The sequence below is a fragment of the Strawberry lethal yellows phytoplasma (CPA) str. NZSb11 genome (genome assembly GCF_000397185.1).
GTDB lineage: Bacteria > Bacillota_I > Bacilli_A > Acholeplasmatales > Acholeplasmataceae > Phytoplasma > Phytoplasma australiense.
On the sequence record NC_021236.1, the window covers coordinates 281,726 to 300,529 of the forward strand.

The following is an 18,804-nucleotide window of genomic DNA, read 5'->3' on the forward strand; positions in this document are numbered from 1 at the left end:
TTTAAAGATTAAATAATGTCTTTTTAATAGATAAATGTTTTAACATTTCCATTAAAACTGTTAAAATGGTTGTAAATAATTCATAAGTTTAATCTTTGGATAAAACAACAACAAAACAAACCAGATCAAGAAATTAAAAAAAGCATTAATTTTTTTGGTAACCCAAAAATAAAAGAGTTTGAATGTTTTTATTGGAGTCTGATAGAACCCCCCCTAAAACATTACTCTTTTTTTAAGATTAAATATCGTCCTTTAATGTCTTTTATTTCTGTTTTCTTAATTTTCTTATAGTTTTTTTATCTTTTTATCAATAATCTTGTGATTGAGGTTTTTTTAAGTTCATGTAATATAAAAAAATAAATTAGTTTTTTTAGATAATTTTCAAACAAATCGGAGTTTATATTTAGTGTTTTTCAAACGTTTTTTATTAAAAAACAAAATTATTTTTTTCATCATGATTTTGATTATTTCATTTATTTTATTCATCTCTTTTTTAGAAATCTTTTATTTTATCCAAGAAAAAAGTCAATTAAAGGGTTCATTTTTGATTAATTTTTATACATTAATCGACAAAATTAAAGAAAAACAAATTGAAAAAATCCATTATACTTATAAAAAAAATAGTAATTTCTTATTTAAAGAATATTATCTTATTCAAGCTCAAGGATATTCAAACAACAAATATTATTGTTATGTTTCTAATTATTTGTATGAAATTTTTTTAAAAAACATTAACTCTTATAAAGATTTTTTGCCAAAAGTCACAAGCGATACCAAAACTAATTATTTAGAATCTTTTTTTCGCTTTATTTTTTTTAGTTCTTCGTTTATTTTTATGTTTTATATTATGATTCAAATCAAAAACCAATTTTTACAAACCCAAAATGATTTGAAAAAGAAAATTTATCAAAATAATTCAAAAATAACTTTTCAAGATATTGCCGGATTAGACAAAGAAAAAAAAGAAATATATGAATTAGTTGATTTTTTAAAAAACCCCACAAAATACAAAAATCTAGGCATTAACATTCCCAAAGGGGTTTTATTATACGGTCCTCCAGGAACTGGTAAAACGTTACTTGCAAAAGCATTAGCTAACGAATTAGAATTCCCTTTTTATTTCTTTTCTGGTTCTGAATTTGTTGAAATGTATGTAGGCCTTGGTGCTGCACGCATTAGAAATATGTTTCAAGAAGTCAAAAAAAATACCCCTTGTGTCCTTTTTATTGACGAAATTGATGCTTTGGGGATGAAAAGAGGAACAGGATTTGTTACAAGCGGCAGTCATGAAAAAGACCAGACATTAAACCAGCTTTTAGTCGAAATGGATGGTTTTGAAACATTAAATAAAGTTATTGTTTTTGCTGCCACTAATCGTGCAGATATTTTGGATCCTGCTTTATTGCGACCTGGAAGATTTGACCGCAAATTTAAAATTAATTTACCAGATATCAAAGCCCGCGAAGCCATTTTAAAATTGCATGCAAAAAATAAAAAAATAAACAATAACGATTTAGAAGAAATTGCAAAAATCACTGAAGGGGCGACAGGAGCTCAATTAGCAGCTATTCTGAATGAAGCTTCCATTTTGGCAATTAGAGACAAAAAAGAATTGATTGATTTTGAAACTTTAAAAAAAGCAATTAATCGTATTGCATTAGGAATAACTGAATTTTCCCAAAAATAAAAGGGAATGGAAACTGTTTTTCCTTCCAAAAAAAAAGAATGGTTTTTGAAAAAATCATTTAGATTAATAAGGAAAGTAAAAAAATGACTTTAGAAAATATCAAAATAAAAATAGAAAAAACTTTAAAAAAACTTTTAAATGAAGATGTTTTTTTGCAAGAACAAGTTAATAATTATGATTTTGATTTTTCATTGCCTTTATTCGCTTATGCTAAAAAACAAAAATTGAATCCAGCTTTAATTTTTAAGAATATCGAAAAAGAATTAATTAAAACTGAAGAAATAGAAGAAATAATGTTTTTAAATGGCTTTTTGAATATTAAATTAAAAAGAAAACTTGTAGCCGAAAATATTTTATTAGAAATAAATCGTCTTCAAAGTAATTACGGGGACCAACCAAACAAAAATAAAACTGTAGTTATTGATTATTCTTCGCCTAATATTGCCAAAAATTTTTCTGTTGGTCATCTTCGTTCAACTGTTTTAGGAAATGCCTTAAAAAACATTTATCAAAAATTAGGTTTTAAAGTGATTGGGATTAACCATTTAGGAGATTGGGGCACTCAATTTGGAAAAATGATTGTTGCTTATCAAAAATGGGGTCAAAAAGAAAAAATTTTAAAAGATCCTATCAACGAACTCCAAAAACTCTATCTTTTGTTTCATCAAAAAGCCGAGGAAAACCAAACATTAAACGATGAGGCCAACGAAGCCTTTTTACAATTAGAAAAAAAGAATAAAGAATATCTTGAGTTATGGAAGTATTTTCGCGATGTTTCTTTAAATGAATTTTGTAAAATTTATAAAATTCTCGGAGTTTCTTTTGATTATTTTTTAGGAGAGTCTTTTTATAACGATCAAATAAAAGAACTTTTAGAAGAATTACACCAAAAAAAACTTTTAAAAGAAGAAGAAAAAATGTTGTTAATAGAATTAGATCAATTACCGCCTGGTTTAATTCAAAAAACTAACGGCAGCACTTTATATTTAACTCGCGATTTGGCCACTCTTAAATATCGTTACAAAACTTACAATTGTCAAACTATTTTGTATGTAGTAGGAAACGAACAAAAACTTTATTTTAAACAATTGGATCAAATTATTAAAAAAATGGGATATCACGATGTTACAATTGAAAATATTAATTTTGGTTTGGTTTTGATGGATGGTAAAAAAATTTCAACAAGACATCATAAATTTACTACATTGATGGATGTTATTAATCAAGCAACAAACTTAGCCGAAAAAATTATTCAAGAAAAAAATCCGTCTTTAACTAACATCAAAGAAACTGCTCAAAAAATCGCTGTTGGAGCTATTATTTTTAACGATCTTAAAAATGACAGGCATTTAGATATTGATTTTAACCTTGAAAATATTTTACAATTCAAAGGACAAACAGCCCCTTATTTGCAATATACAGCCGCACGCCTTAATTCACTTTTAAAAAAAGAAAAAATAGATTTTCAATTAATTGATGAAAACATATATCAACAAAATCATTATTTTGCTTTAATCAAATTATTAAGTCAATTTCCTTGGATTTTAGAAAAAAGCCAAAAAGAAAAAATGCCAAGTATTTTGTCTAGACATCTTATCAAAATAACTCAAAATGTTAATGGTTTATACGCTCAAGAAAGAATTTTATCTCACGATAAAATAATTAAAAACACTAATCTTTTATTAATTAAAGCAGTTTTAATTGTTATTAAAGAAAGTTTAAGAATTTTAGGAATTCCTTTTTTAGAAAGCATGTAAATTTGAGAATAAAAGTTTAAAACACAATACTTGCTTCTTTTTTTCCGTTATCACCAATTAATTTTGAATAAAGTTTAGAAAATACACTTAATTTTTATTTTTTATAATCAGAGACTTTATTGTTTTACACTATCCAAAATATAAAACCAAAGAGGACTCAGCAATTATAATTTTAACCAAAAATAAATAAAAAAAGATGGAATGGTTAAAAAAATTAATAATTGTTGTAGTCCTCAAAGGGATAAATTATCATCATTGCCATGAATAATGAAATATTTAAATTTTGTAGTTGAGAGTAGAGTTTATTTTTCAAAAAAAGAAAAATTAGGAAAAAATTGCCACTAAATTTTTTCAATGTTTTTTTATTAAAAAATATTCAACGTTTAAAAAAATTCTTGATATAATATATAAGTATCGTGTTTATTTTTTAATTGAAATATATTTGAAGCTGATGTGGCGGAATGGTAGACGCACTTGACTCAAAATCAAGCGAGTAACTCTCATGTCGGTTCGAGTCCGATCATCAGTACCATAAATTAAATGTTTTTTTAAAAATAATAAAATAAAAAAAGCCACATGCAATATGCAAGTCACGTGGTTTTTTTATTTTATTATGCACTTGTTTTAAATTAATATTGTTTTATTTTAATAAAATTAGGCGGCAAGTTGATGTATAACAACGCATTTCAACAATTTATAAAAGAAAATGGTTTTGATAAAAATTATTTTCAAAATCCTCAATTAGAAAAAGTTTTGGTTTTAGAATCCAAAAATAAATTGATTTTACATATCAGCTTTCAAAAATTACTTTTAGTTCATGATTTAGAAACTTTTTTAGGTCAATTCAAAATTTTTCTCAAAGAAAAAGAAAAAGAATATCTGATAAAAACAATTCTCAAAGAAAAACAAAAAGATGAACTAACAGACAAAGAAAAAAAAGAACTGTTGGATAATTATGTAAAAAACGAAATTGAGATGGAATATCGCATAAATTTCAAAAATTTTGATTATTTAACATCCCTTTTTCCTAGTTATTATCGTTATATTATTCCCAAAGCAAAAATCCAAAAAAAATATTCTGATTTGGATACATTTGAAAACGATGATTTTCAAATTAAATGCCAAAATAAAAAATTTATAATTTCTGTCAATCCTGAATCTTTTTTAACTTTAAATAAAAAAACAAAACTTTTAAAAGAGTTTTTTTACTCTTTTTATGGCTTTGAAAATGATTTTATCTTAGAAAAAGATGACAAAATTAAAATAAAAGTTGGCAAAGATATGACAAATACAACAAATGACAAAAAAAACCAAAATGAAGAAATTTTAAAAATACGAGATATTCCTAAATCTCCAAAAGAACTCGAAGAATTTGGAAAAAACAATTCTCAAAAAACTTTTATCGTTGAAGGTCTTTTGGCTCATACCATTACAGAAAGTAATTTTCGTAAATACAATTGGAAAGAATTTTATTTTAGTTGTGTTATAGAAGAAAACAATGGCTTTTCAATTGAAGATAGAGACGCTATTTTAATCAAAGCCAAAGTTTCCAAAGAAAAAAAAGCAGAAATTTTAAATCAAAATATCCAAATACACCAAAAAATTCAAATAGAAGCAGAAATTAAATACAGCGTTTGGGATGATGTCCATTTGCTTTTCGACCAAAACAAAATCAATATTTTAGGCCAATCTACTTTGTTTCCGGTTAGAAAAGATGAATTTGAAGGCAAAAAAAGAATCGAATTTCACACACACACAAAAATGTCTAATTTAGATGCTATTAATAGTGCTAAAGAGTATTTGAAAATAGCAGAATCATGGGGTCATGAAGCAATTGCTTTTACCGATCATGATGGCATTTATTCTTATCCTGAAATATATGAATATTCCAAAGGAAAAAAAATCAAACCAATTTATGGATTAGAAATTGATTTTATTCAAGAAAGACCTATTTATATTACTAATCAAATAGAAGATAATTTAACTCAAGATTTTAATTTAAAAGAAGCCACTTATGTTGTTTTCGACTTAGAAACAACTGGTTTTTCAAGCACAAGAGATAAAATTATTGAAATCGCTGGGGTCAAAATTAAACATGGTAAAAAAATACAAGAATTCCAAGCCTTAATTAATCCCCAAGAAAAACTAAGCCAAACTATTATTAACATCACAAACATTACAGATGATATGTTGGAAGGAAAAAATACAATTGACCAAGTTTTGCCTGATTTTTTAAATTTTATTGAAAATTGCGTTTTAGTTGCTCATAATGCAACTTTTGATATAACTTTTTTAAAAGAAAAAATAAAAGAATTAGGGATAGCATACAAACCACAACCAGTAATTGATACGATGACATTATCACAACGTTTTTTCAGTGAATTTTTAAAATATTTTTCTTTAAAAAGATTAGCTACAGTTTTTAAAGTAAAAATGGAAGAACATCACCGTGCTTTAAGTGATGCAAACACAACCGCTCAAGTTTTTATTAAGATGATTGATCAATTATCAGATGCTAGTAAAAATGACAAAAACGTATTAATTACAAATTTTTTTGATTTAAAAGATCCCATTGATCCTAAATACGAAAGATCTTATCATATCAATATTTTAGTAGCCAATCAAAAGGGTTATCGAAATCTTTTTGAACTTTTAAGTGCTGCATTAACAGATGGTTTTTATAAAAAACCTAGAGTTTTAAAATCTAGTTTATCCAAACATAGAGAAGGTCTTTTGGTTGGTAGTGGTTGTTATGATAGTAATATTTTTGAAATAGCCTTGAATTCCAACATTGAAAAATTAAGAAAAGCAATTTCTTTTTATGATTATATTGAAATTCATCCCCCTCAAGCTTACAAACACTTAATTTCTCAGTTAGGTGATAAGGGAGAAAAAATCATTCACTCTACTTTAATAAAAATTATCGAAGAAACAAAGAAACAAAATAAAATCATCATTGCTACCGGAGATGTCCATTATATACATCCTTGGGAAAAAGATTATCGTCAAATTTACATTAAAGCAAAACAAGTAGGAGGCGGGTTGCATAAATTATCTAAATATGGTGATTGCAATTTACCAAACAACCATCTTTTAACCACTCAAGAAATGCTTGAGGCGTTTAACTTTTTGCAAAATGACCATTTATCGCGTGAAATTATAATTGATAACACTCATTTGCTTAATTCAAAAATCGAAAAAATTCAACCTTTCACTAAAGAACTTTTTTCTTTAAAAGATGATGCTTTTAAAGATATTTTAAATATACCAAGCATCAAAAAAGAAATCCAAAGTTTAGTGCAAAAAAAAGTTCAAAAATTATATGGGCCAAACCCTCATCCTTTGATTGATAAAAGATTAAAACAAGAATTAAACAGTATCATTGGTGATGTTAATGATGCTACAAGTAATCAAGATATCGCTCCTATTTATTATTTATCTCATTTATTGGTTAAAAAATCTTTAGAAGATGGTTATTTGGTAGGTTCTCGTGGCTCCATCGGTTCATCTTTGGTGGCTACCATGTTAGATATTACCGAAGTTAATCCTTTAAGACCGCATTATCGTTGCCCTAATTGTTGTTATACTATTATAAAAACAAAACCAGAAGAAAAAGAAAAATATTATTCTTTAGAAGAACAAAGTTATTATGATGCTTTAGGAAAAGTTTTTTCAGGCTATGATTTAGAAAATAAAAAATGCCCCAAATGTCAATCTCCCCTTGAAAAAGACGGTCATGATATTCCGTTTGAAACGTTTTTAGGGTTTGAAGGAAATAAAACTCCTGATATTGATCTTAATTTTGCAGGCGATTACCAGATTAAAGCTCATAATTACATTAAAAATTTAATCGGCGAAAAACATGCTTTTAGAGCTGGAACAATTCAAACAATTGCGAAAAGAAATGCTTATGGTTATGTAAAGGGTTTTGTTGAAAGTGCTAACAAAAATTGGCGTAAACAAAAAATATCCCAAATAACAACCAAAATTGAAGGAGTCAAACGTTCAACTGGACAACATCCAGGAGGAATCGTTATTGTTCCGCCGAATCGAAGCATTTATGAAATAACACCAATTCAATTTCCGGCCAATGATACCAATTCTGAATGGAAAACAACTCATTTTGATTATCATTCCTTTGAAAATAATTTATTTAAATTAGATATTTTAGGCCATGATGATCCTATGATGATTAAATTTTTAATGGATTGTGTTAAAAAAAATCCAAATAAATTCGCTTTTAAAAAAGCTCAAGAAATTCCTTTAGATGATCCTGAAGTTTATAAATTATTTTCTGAAGATATGAAAATAACTTCTGCTCAAAATGAAACAATTACAATCGATTCTTTAGGGATTCCGGAATTTGGAACAACCTTCGTTAAACAAATGTTAAAAGATATTAAAAAAAATCATAAAAAAAATATCAATTTTGCTGATTTAGTTAAAATTTCTGGGCTTTCTCATGGAACCGATGTTTGGCTTAAAAACGCTAAAGATGTCATTGGTCAAACGGGTGATTTTGAAAAATATAAAAACCAAAATATTTCTTTTGATGACATTATTGGTTGTCGCGATGATATTATGTTGCAATTGCAAGATAAAGGTGTTGATGCTTTAAAAGCTTTTGAAATCATGGAATTCATCCGCAAAGGTCAACCACAAAATGATCCAAAAACTTGGCAAGATTATAAAAATTTGATGGAAGGAAAAGTTGAAAACTGGTATATTGATTCAGCTGAAAAAATCAAGTATTTGTTCCCAAAGGCCCATGCAACTGCTTATGTTATTATGGCTTTAAGAATTGCTTGGTTTAAAGTTTATGCTCCTTTGATTTTTTATAGTGGTTATTTTTCCAAAAGAGCAGAACAATTTGATCATCAAATTATGATTAGCAATGATCCAGAAATTATTCAAAACAAAATCAATAATCTTAAAAAAAATGAAATCAAAGCAAAAGAAGCGGTTTTGATTAACACTCTCCAAATAGCCAAAGAAATGTTACAACGTGGTTTTAAATTTTTAAGCGTTGATTTCAATAAATCAGATATTGATGTTTTTAAAATAGAAAACGATAATTATTTGAGAATGCCTTTGCTTTGCATTGATGGTTTAGGAATGATTGCTGCTAAAAAAATTATAAAAACTCGCGAAGACAAACCTTTTACTCAAGAAGATTTTCGCACTCGTTCTAGGGTTAACAAAAAAATATTTGAACAAATTATAAAAGAAAATCTTTTAGAATCCTTACCCAAAGAATAAAAAAATTAATAATTTTCTATTTGGAAAAACTAACATTCTTTTAAAAATAGATAAAATAGATAAAAAGGGGATTGAAAATTGATCCAAAAAAGATTAGTATCAGGTATTAAACCAACGGGGGATTTAACTTTAGGTAATTATATTGGCGTTTTGCAACCTTTGCTTTTTTTGCAAAAAAATTTAAAAAATTTTGATTTTTACCTTTTTATAGCTGATTTGCATGCCCTTACTTTTTATCAAGAACCCTCGCAACTAAAAAAACAAATCAAAAAAGTAGCAGCTCTTTATTTGGCTTCAGGATTAGATCCAAAAAAAATAAACTTATTTATCCAATCAGAAATTATTGAACACTCTTATTTAGGTTATCTCTTGGAATGTAATTCTTATTTTAATGAACTCCAAAGAATGATTCAATATAAAGAAAAAAGCAAACAAAATAGTAATGGTATGCGAACTTCTTTATTCACTTATCCTACATTAATGGCAGCGGATATTTTAATTTACGATGCCAACATTGTTCCAATCGGCCAAGACCAAAAACAACATTTAGAACTAACTAAAACTCTTGCCACTAGGTTTAATCATTTATACGGTAATACTTTCACAATCCCCGAAGCTTTTTTTAATCCTTTAGGAACAAAAATTAAAGGTTTACAAAAACCTTTAAAAAAAATGAGCAAAAGCGAAACTGAAAATGATAAAAATTATATTTTACTTTTAGATGAACCTGAAATAATTAAGAAAAAAATTATGGCTGCTGTGACAGATTCTGATACGTTCATCAAATACGACCCCGAAAATAAGCCGAGTATTTCTAACCTTTTAACCATTTATTCTGCCTTAAAAAAAATTAGCATAAGAGAAAGTGAAAAAATATTTCAATCATCTTCTTATAAATATTTAAAAGATAAAATTTATGAAGCTGTTATAGAATTTATTATTCCTTTACAAAAAAAATTTTATCACTTAATTGATAACCCTAAATTAGATGAAATTTTAAATGAGGGGGCCAAAAAAGCTCGTCTGATTGCAGATGCTAAAATCAAAGAGGTACAAAATAAAATAGGAATTATGAGATTTTAAATTATATTGAAAGTTGGATAAAATTTTAAATGTGTGGACTGTTACATTATTTAGGACAATTTTTTATTTTTTAAAATTCTTTAAGACTGACTTATTTAAGTCGGTCTTTTTTTGTACCCAATTTTATTATTAGAAATTTTAATTATTGGCTTTTGGTTTTTTTATAAATAAAATAATGTATAAACTAAAAAAATAATTTTCATATCTTTTCAAAAAAAAAAAAAATCAAAAAGGAGAAAAAGATAATGAATGAAGGCAAGCGATCTTTACTAGGGGGTTTTACTTTTAGACTCCAAAAAAATAGAATCAGTTAGCGATATGATTGCAGAAACTGATTTTAATATTCTAAAACACCAATATATTTTTAAAGCGATGAAGCAACTGCACCAAGATGTCATGCAATTGATTATGTTTCTGTTAGTTGCACTGAACTGTTTTCAAAACTTAAACAACTTTTGTTTTAGTTTTTTTTAAAACTCAAAAAAATATTGTGATAATTACAAATTTTCAAATTAAAAAATACTTGAATTAAATTAAAAATTGTCTCATTTTTTCATATTTTATTAAATGCATGATGCATATTTTTCCACCAATAAACCACAAACAAATACAATTTAGACAAATATGTCATATTTTTTGTTTGTTATTTTAGAAATCCATACCCGTGATGTTTTTTTGGAAAAACGTTTTTAGAAAAAATTTGAAAATTATTTTTTTAAGTTTCAAAGAAACCAAAAAAAGACCGACCTGAATAAATCAGTCTTTGCAAAGTTTTTAAAAAATAAAAAGTGTCATATAAGAGTAAAATAATGAGTTTTAAAATGCAATTATAGATTTTATAAAATATTTTTAAGTTCTAAAAAATTAAAATTTACACAAAATGCCCTCCATTATAAAGGGTTTGTGATTTTACAAATTTCAAACAAATTATAAAACACATTAAAGAATTCAAAAAAACAATTAAAATCATCAAAAAATTTGTTAGAATATACATATAAAAAGAATAGGAGGGGAAATAAATATGAAAACACCTATCATCTCCAATATTAAAAAAACTTATAGATTTTTTTAATTTAATTAATTTGTTTTGTTGCTTTTAAAGAATATGAAATTATCTATTATTTTTTTTAGTTTTAAAGAATATTTTTTTAAAACAAAAATGTCTAAAAAAATATTTCCCCAAGGAAAATATAGATATAAATAATGTTGATCCTCAAAAAGATGCAGACATTTCATCACAACGCTTTTTCAAACAAAAATTAAAATAATTTAGAAAAAAATAAATCAAAAAGTTGGTCATAAAATCGCTAAAAATGCTTTAAAAAAAGCTGCGAAAAAAACAGTAGGTAGGTTTTTGGGTAAAATTTTTGTTCCAAGTGTTATTACAACTTACGATAAAAAAGAACAAATAGAAGAAACAGTTAAAAATTTAAAAAAGAATTACTTTTGATATTACCAACAATAGCTATGAAAAAACTATTGGATTTTTAATTCATTTTGTTCCTGAAGAACAAATAAATGTTTATTAATGTAAACAGAAAGATGATAACACTAAAATATTATAAATTAGTTGCGGAAACAAATATTAGTGATTCCGACCATTTATTAATTAATATATTAAAAACCAAAAATATATTTGCAGATAATCATTCCTTAAATATTTATGGTGGAAAATTAAAAGAAGAAGGTAAACAATAATGAAATTTTTTGAATATTTTCTAAATCCTTCTAAGAAGGTTCGACACTTATTAACTCAAAAACAACATGATGAACCACACTATATTTTAAAAAAAGGTTACAACAACTTAAAAATAAAAATCAATTAACAACGACTTCTAGCAATCCTACTACTCGATTTAGTATTTTATTAAAATTTATTATTTTATCTTTCATTACTTTATTTGTGGGTTTAATAACTTATAACTACTTAAAAACATATGAAAATGCGAAATATTTGAAGTATAATATCCCTATTTTAAATAAGTTGACTCGCCCTACACATCAAATTGCGCCAGAAGTAGAAGCAAACAATGTTCAAAGTTTTGTATTTCTTTCATCTTTTTGTATAATGTTCTTAGCAGGTTTGTTATGGGCAATAGGTTTTTATTGGTATTTGTCTTTGTTAAAATTCACTACTATCATTTTAAGTGTAGGTTGGGGATATTTTTTCGGTGCTCAATATGCTCTCTTTCAAATGGCTTTTAATATAAAAAGTAATTATATAGCATTATTTTTTTATATTCCTTTTTTGGGAACTCTTTTGGTTGTTGGGTTGATGTCTTATTTATATTATTCCAAAAAACTTGTGATTACTCCTCAAAAACGTTACTTGATTGCTATTTGTTTTATTATTTTTTATTTTGTTTCTATATCACTTAATTTGTATCGACGTCCTTTTTCTTTTTGGTGGATTCATATAATTATATTGCTATGGTCTATTTTGGGACTGGTAATTAGTGCTTTTATTTGGGTTTTAATGTTAGAACAAGTGGATATTTTTGTAGAAAAACAAATACCTAAAAAATATGAATGGTTGTTAATTGGATTAATGTTGGTGAGTTTGATCAATATTTTTATGCTTATTTTAACTATTATGATACGAATTATTAAGTTAATCAAAAAAATTGTTTCCAATTAAAATAGATGACAATACATAATTAATGGAAACTAAATACATTATTATATGAAATTAAAAAGTGTAGTGATAAAAAAATAACTTTAATTTTTCATAAACGGCCCTCTTTATTAAGGGCTTTTTTTATTGATCTTTCTTTTGAAAAATCGAGTAATTAAAAAATATTTACTAACTTTATATATAAATAATTAATTGTTTTATTTTCAATGATACTTTGGGTAATTATTATAAAAAAATAACATCTAAAAACTAGTTGTTTTATTTTGTTTATTTCAGAAGAGTTTTTTTATGGTTTATAAAATATTTAACAATTATTTTGTTGGTGTTATTATCAAATTTATTTAATAAAATTTTTGGAATATGAATTTTTTTATGCAAGTTTCTTTTTATTAGTTTACTTGTGTCATTACTTCTTTTTGTTAAAAACCATCTTAATAAAAAAAATCAGTTTAAATATCCAAAGAAAGATTCAATAAATTATTATATTGGTGTTATTTTACAACCATTGTGCAACTTGTTATAACAAAGTCCAAATAATTATATAAATTATTTTAAAAATGATTGTTATTTTTTAATTTTTTTTACATCATAAATTAAAAATCAGTTGTTATTTTAATTCAAATATTAAATATTACTAATCAATAATTTAGATCATTTTAAAAAAAGTAAATGTCCAAAAAATTGATGAAATATAAAAAAATAATCACATTTTTTTAAAAAATAAAACTACCTCGAAAGGTAGTTTTATTCTATCTATTATCTATTTTTTTGAATTATTTTTTCTAAAGCTTGCCAAGGAAGAGCAACACAAACTCTTCTTCCTTGAAATTGACAAAAATGTTTAAATAATAATAATTCTTTTTCTATTTTTGTTTCATCTAAATCTTGATTATTAATCATAGCTAAAAAAGTATTTATTTTGTTTAAACATTGATTAATTTCTAAATTTTTTAAATAAAGTGACATTAAGCTAGCTGATGCGCGACAAATAGCACAAGATTGAGTTTTATATTTAATATCTTCTATCTTTTGATTGGCTTTTTGGCCGCCAAACTTAATTTGTAAAACAATAGAGTCTCCGCAAGAAATATTTTTATGAGTCAAAGAAATAAAGCTTTTGTCTTGTGATAAACCCCAATTTTGAGGTTCTTGATAATGTTTCATAATTATATCGCGATATAATTTATTTATTTCTAACATTTTAAAACCTTTTACTTTTTAGCACATTTTATAAAAAAATCTCGTGCTTTTTTTAAATTTTTAATTAAAATATCAATATCTTCTTGATTATTATAAACACCTACAGAAATACGCACTAAACTTGTCTGGTTAATTTTTTTTGCTGCCAAAAAAGCACAACACCTACCTGTTTTTACATAAATATTTTCTTGGGCTAAAAAATTTTCTACATCATGAGCATGAATATGGTTGAAATTAAAAGAAATAATGTCCAAAGATTGAGGATTATAAATAGTTATTTCAGGAATTTTTTCTAATTCTTTGATGATTCCTTGATAAATATTTTTTTCAATGCTTTGAATCTTTTCAAAACCAATTTCTTGAATAAATTCTAAAGCTTTTTTAAAAGCAATAATTCCTGCAATATTAAGGGTGCCTGCTTCAAACTTATGAGGAGGTTCGTTTAACACAAAATCATTTAATGAAAATTCTTGAATGGAGTTACCTCCAAAAAAAGTTGGTTTTAATTTTTTCAAAAGCGAAATTTTCCCAAATAAAACACCTACTCCAAAAGGGCCATATAATTTATGGGCCGAAAAAGCCAAAAAATCGGAATTCAAAGCTTTAACATCTATAGGAAAATGAGCCGCTGATTGAGCAGCATCGATGACCACTAAAGTGTTTTGTTGATGAGATAAATCAATTATTTCTTTTATAGGTGTCATGTACCCTAATAAATTAGAAACGTGTGTTAAAGCTACTATTTTAGTTTTTTTAGTTAAAACTTTTGAAAAATTTTCAACCGTTATTTTATTGTTGGAATCTAAAGGAACAAAAACTATTTTGGCTTTTTTTCTTTTGGCTTGTTTTAACCAAGGAAGCACAGAAGAATTGTGATCTAATTCTGATACAATAATTTCATCTCCTTCTTCTAAAAGTTCGCCTAAGCTTTGAGCCAATAAATTAAGAGAATCAGTAGTTCCTTTAGTAAAAATAATTTCTTCAGGTAAACAATTCAAAAAAAAAGCAGTTTTTTTTCTAGTTTCGTTAATCAATAAATTAGTTTGAGATGATAAAAAAGCAAAAGATTTATTAGCCATTCCATTATTATAATAAAAAGAAGTCAATTCATCTATTACTTTTTTAGGTTTTAAAGAAGTTGCAGCAGAATCAAAATAAACAAGTTTGGGGTTGGCTTTAAAAATGGGAAAAAGCGATCGCAAAGGGTTTTTTAACACTATTTGTGCCTCCATTTTATTATAAAATTAGTTCAAAATAATTAAAGAGTTGTTTTTTTTTCCTTTTTTTAAAAGAACGTATTTATTAAATAAAGTGTTTTTTTTGTCAATTAAATAATCAGGATTTTTGATTTTTTCATTAAAAATTTGAATGCTTCCTCTTTGGATAAATTCGCGCGCTTCCCTTTTGGAAGTAGTTAATTGGGTTTTTACTAAAGCCTCAGATAAAGGAATAGAAACTAATGATGTTTCATATGAAAATAAAGTTTTATTTAATAAGGTAAAATCTGCTTCTTGAAAACTTTCTTTCTTTTTATTTAAAAATAAAACTTCATTAGTTTTGTGACATTCTTGCAAAACTTTTTGAGAATAAATTAAATTAACAATGTTGTTCGCTAAAGCTTTTTGAGCTAAACGTTTTTGAGGAGTTTGAAGGGTGGCTTTTTCTAATTCTAAAATCTCTTCTTTGGGGATTAAGGTAAGTTGTTTTAAGCAATTAACAACTTCTTCATCAGCAAGATTCAAAAAATATTGATAAATTTTATAAGGAGATGTTTTTTGAGGATCTAACCATAAAACATCTTGTTCGCTCTTGCCAAATTTAGTTCCATTAGCATTCAATAAAAGTGGGGTACTAAGACCAAAAGCATGACTTGTTGTTTCTAATTTTCTAATTAATTCTAACCCACTTGTGATGTTTCCCCATTGATCAGAACCGCCTAATTGCAATTGAACACCATAATTTTTATACAAATGATGAAAATCTAAAGATTGTAAAATCATGTAAGTAAACTCGGTAAAAGAAATCCCTGAAGACAATCTTTTGGCCACTGTTTGTTTGTTCAACATATAATTAATATTAAAAAGTTTGCCGTATTTTCTTAAAAAAGTAATTATATCTAATTGAGAAAACCATTCATAATTGTTTAAAAAAGTTATTTTTTTTTGAAATAAAATCTTTTTCAATTGTGTTTCAAGACTCTTGGCGTTTTGCAAAGATGTTTCTAAAGATAATAATTTTCTTTCTTCTGTCTCTTTAGGATCACCAATTAAACCAGTGGCTCCACCAACTAAAATAAAAGGAGAATGTCCTTGTTTTTCTAATAATGACATCATTGTTAACTGAACTAAATGTCCCACAGTTAAAGAATCGGAAGTAGGATCAAAACCGCAATAAAATTTAATTTTTTTACAATCTAAAAGATTTTTTAATTCTTTTTCATCACTAGAATCTTTAATTAAATTACGCCATTTTAATTCTTCATAAAAAGACATTTTCAAACTCCTATTTTTATTTAAAAAAGAATTTTTCTAAAATATTATTTTTTTAAAGAAAAAATAATTTATCTTTTTTCCTTAATTCTCGCAGCTTTAGAAGAAAGATTGCGAACATAATTTAATTTAGCACGACGAACAATACCACGGCGAACAACTTCTATTTTTTCGTTAGAAGGTGAATGCAAAGGAAAAGTAAATTCAATTCCTATACCTGCAAAGATTTTTCTAACAGTGAAGGTTTCTGACATAAGTCTTCCTTGTCGTTTGATAACTAAACCTTCAAATATTTGAATTCTTTTGCGATTTCCTTCTTCAATTTTAATAAAAACTTTAACAGTATCTCCAGGTTTAAAAAAAGGTACTTCTTTAAGTTGATTTTGAGTAACTGATTCGATTAAACCTTGCCCTTTTAATTGAGACATACACTTTCTCCTTTTGGTTTTTTAAAAATATTTTAAGAATTGTTTTTCAATTCTTGTTTGATTTCTTCTAAAATCACTTTTTCTTTTGAGGATAATTTTTTATTAATTAAAAGATCAGGTCTTTTTTGCAAAGTGATTTTTAAACTTTCTTTTTGACGCCAATTTTCAATTTGAGCGTGATTTCCAGACAACAAAACTGAAGGAACTTCTTGGTTTTGATAAATTTGGGGTCTTGTGTATTGAGGAAACTTCAATAAACCTTGTTGGTGCGAATCAGAAAAGGCAGATTCGTGTTTAATGACCCCAGGAATAAGGCGTACAATAGCATCAACAACAACAGTGGCAGCGATTTCTCCTCCAGTTAAAACATAATCACCTATTGAAATTTCTTGATCAACATATTTTAAAATTCTTGTGTCAACCCCTTCATAATTACCACATAAAATAATTAAATGAGGGGTATTTGAAGCGTAATTATTTGCTTGCACTTGATCAAAAATTTTTCCTTGAGGAGATAACAAAATAACTTTACTTTGAGGAGTTTTTATTTCTTGAAGACAATCAAAAAAAGGAGGGAAAGAAAGTAACATTCCTACACCTCCTCCGTAAACACAATCGTCTACTTGTTGATGTTTATTAACGCTATATTTTCTTAAATCATGAATTTTTATTTGAACTTTTTGTTGATTTAAAGCTCTTTTTATGATTGAATTATCGCAAAAACTTTTAAAAAATAGTGGGAAAATAGTTACAATTTCAATAATCATCACCAAAATTACTTTCCTTATATTCTGTTAAAAAATTATTTTGCAGTTTGAGGTTTTTTAATTTGATTGTCTTTTTGAAAAACAAAATTTTTTTTCAAGATTTTTTTAACTGTTTGAGTTGGTTGAGCACCGCAAGAAAGCCATTTTTGGACTTTTTCATTATCTAATTTAATAATGTTTAAAATAGTGTCATAAGTTCCTACAATGTCTAAAAACTTACCATCTCTAGTAACTCTGGAATCACTTGCAACTACTCTATAAAAAGGTCTTTTGTGGACTCCAAAACGTTGTAAACGCATTTTAATTGCCATATTTATAAAACTCTACTTTCTTAGTAATTTATTATTACTTTTTATTTATTTTAATATATCAAAAAAATGAAAACATTAAAGATTGTTTTTCACAAATGGTATTTTAGTTAAATATCCATTAATAAAAACATCAATATTTCCATCCATCACTTGTTCTAATTGAAAAATTTCTTGATTAGTGCGATGGTCTTTAACCATTTTGTAAGGATGAAAAACATAACTTCTAATTTGAGAACCCCAACCAATTTCTTTTTGTTCGCCTTGGAAATTTTTGGCATGTTCCTCTTTTTGTTTTTTGTCGGCTAATTGAAATAATTTGATTTTTAGCATTTGTAATGCTTTTTCGCGGTTTTGGTTTTGACTACGTTCGTTTTGGCAACTAACTACTAATCCAGTTGGCAAATGAGTGATTCTCACTGCTGAATCAGTAGTATTTACGTGTTGTCCGCCTGCTCCACTACTTCTAAAAAAATCAAATTTTAAATCTTCTTGCCTTAAGTCAATTTTAATTTTTTCTTTGATTTCTGGCAAAACATCACAAGAAACAAAAGAAGTATGCCTTTTGGCGTTAGTATCAAAAGGAGAAACTCTCACCAAACGATGAACGCCTTTTTCCGCTTTTAAATAACCATAAGCATAAGCTCCTTTGACTAATAAAGTAGCTGATTTGATGCCTGCTTCCTCACCTGATTGATAATCAAGGATTTCGGTTTTAAAATTCTTTTTTTGAGCATATTTTTGATACATTCTAAAAAGCATTTCACACCAATCTTGTGATTCCGTTCCGCCTGCTCCTGGATGAAAAATTAAAATAGCATTATTATTATCATAAGGTTGATTTAAAAAAACTTTGATTTTAAAATTTAAAACAGCGTCTATTAATTTTTTTATTTCTTCTTCCAAAAAAGCAGTTTCGTTATTTTGGTTGGATTCTAAATCCAAAAAAGTTACTAAGTCTTGATGGTTGGTTTCTAAATGTTTTAAAGTATTTATTTTTTCTTGTAAATCATTGAATTTCTGACTTGTTGCAACTGCTTTTTTAGGATCATCCCAAAAATCTTTTTTTTGCATTAATTCGTTAATTTGATTTAAAGTTTGGTAGCTTTCGGAAAGATTAATAGCTTCTTTTAAATCTCTTAAATTTTGAGCTATGTTTTCTAAATGTTGGTTGATTTCATACTTTTCCAT

13 protein-coding genes, 1 tRNA gene and 1 pseudogene are annotated in these 18,804 nt (G+C 26.1%); 8 read left to right on the forward strand and 7 right to left on the reverse strand.

All coding sequences use genetic code 11. The features are described 5' to 3' along the window. Window positions 1-454: 454 nt before the first annotated feature. The 8 genes and pseudogenes from SLY_RS01375 to SLY_RS01400 form a co-directional block, all read left to right on the forward strand. On the forward strand, window positions 455-1,687 hold the full coding sequence (locus SLY_RS01375) for an AAA family ATPase (RefSeq protein ID WP_235043291.1): 1,233 nt from the start codon (window positions 455-457) through the stop codon (window positions 1,685-1,687). 83 nt (window positions 1,688-1,770) lie between these two features. After that, the gene (gene argS / locus SLY_RS01380; RefSeq protein WP_015637854.1) at window positions 1,771-3,444 is read left to right on the forward strand and encodes an arginine--tRNA ligase; all 1,674 of its coding nucleotides are present in this window, start codon (window positions 1,771-1,773) and stop codon (window positions 3,442-3,444) included. 447 nt (window positions 3,445-3,891) lie between these two features. Continuing rightward, window positions 3,892-3,976 (forward strand) — tRNA-Leu (locus SLY_RS01385). Window positions 3,977-4,110: 134 nt separating this feature from the next. Beyond that, a complete protein-coding gene (locus tag SLY_RS01390; protein WP_015637855.1) occupies window positions 4,111-8,703 on the forward strand; it encodes a PolC-type DNA polymerase III in 4,593 nt (1,530 codons plus the stop codon). A 78-nt stretch (window positions 8,704-8,781) separates the two neighbouring features. Continuing rightward, a complete protein-coding gene (gene trpS, locus SLY_RS01395) occupies window positions 8,782-9,786 on the forward strand; it encodes a tryptophan--tRNA ligase (protein ID WP_012359014.1) in 1,005 nt (334 codons plus the stop codon). Between the two features lie 318 nt (window positions 9,787-10,104). Continuing rightward, window positions 10,105-10,260 carry a hypothetical protein gene (locus SLY_RS04945; RefSeq protein ID WP_081475350.1) on the forward strand — a complete coding sequence of 52 codons (156 nt, stop codon included), beginning with the start codon at window positions 10,105-10,107 and terminating at the stop codon, window positions 10,258-10,260. Window positions 10,261-11,328: 1,068 nt separating this feature from the next. Next, window positions 11,329-11,484: a hypothetical protein gene (locus SLY_RS05240; RefSeq protein ID WP_158454209.1), complete on the forward strand. Its 156-nt coding sequence runs from the start codon at window positions 11,329-11,331 to the stop codon at window positions 11,482-11,484. A gap of 142 nt (window positions 11,485-11,626) precedes the next feature. Then, window positions 11,627-12,424: pseudogene (locus tag SLY_RS01400) on the forward strand (Bax inhibitor-1/YccA family membrane protein); the annotation flags it as partial. A gap of 753 nt (window positions 12,425-13,177) precedes the next feature. Here the strand turns inward: SLY_RS01400 and sufU are convergent. The 7 genes from sufU to prfB form a co-directional block, all read right to left on the reverse strand. Further along, window positions 13,178-13,621, reverse strand: a complete 444-nt coding sequence (sufU, locus tag SLY_RS01405; RefSeq protein WP_012359016.1) for a Fe-S cluster assembly sulfur transfer protein SufU — start codon at window positions 13,619-13,621, stop codon at window positions 13,178-13,180. A gap of 11 nt (window positions 13,622-13,632) precedes the next feature. Next, entirely contained in the window at window positions 13,633-14,853 is a 1,221-nt protein-coding gene (locus tag SLY_RS01410; protein ID WP_015637861.1) for an aminotransferase class V-fold PLP-dependent enzyme, read from the reverse strand. Between the two features lie 12 nt (window positions 14,854-14,865). Then, a complete protein-coding gene (tyrS, locus tag SLY_RS01415; protein WP_012359018.1) occupies window positions 14,866-16,113 on the reverse strand; it encodes a tyrosine--tRNA ligase in 1,248 nt (415 codons plus the stop codon). Between the two features lie 68 nt (window positions 16,114-16,181). Next, entirely contained in the window at window positions 16,182-16,538 is a 357-nt protein-coding gene (rplS, locus tag SLY_RS01420; RefSeq protein WP_015637863.1) for a 50S ribosomal protein L19, read from the reverse strand. A gap of 32 nt (window positions 16,539-16,570) precedes the next feature. Beyond that, entirely contained in the window at window positions 16,571-17,305 is a 735-nt protein-coding gene (gene trmD, locus SLY_RS01425) for a tRNA (guanosine(37)-N1)-methyltransferase TrmD (RefSeq protein WP_041784298.1), read from the reverse strand. A gap of 35 nt (window positions 17,306-17,340) precedes the next feature. Then, entirely contained in the window at window positions 17,341-17,616 is a 276-nt protein-coding gene (gene rpsP, locus SLY_RS01430; RefSeq protein WP_012359021.1) for a 30S ribosomal protein S16, read from the reverse strand. 75 nt (window positions 17,617-17,691) lie between these two features. Beyond that, complete coding sequence (gene prfB / locus SLY_RS01435; protein ID WP_015637865.1) at window positions 17,692-18,804, reverse strand: peptide chain release factor 2; 1,113 nt, start codon at window positions 18,802-18,804, stop codon at window positions 17,692-17,694.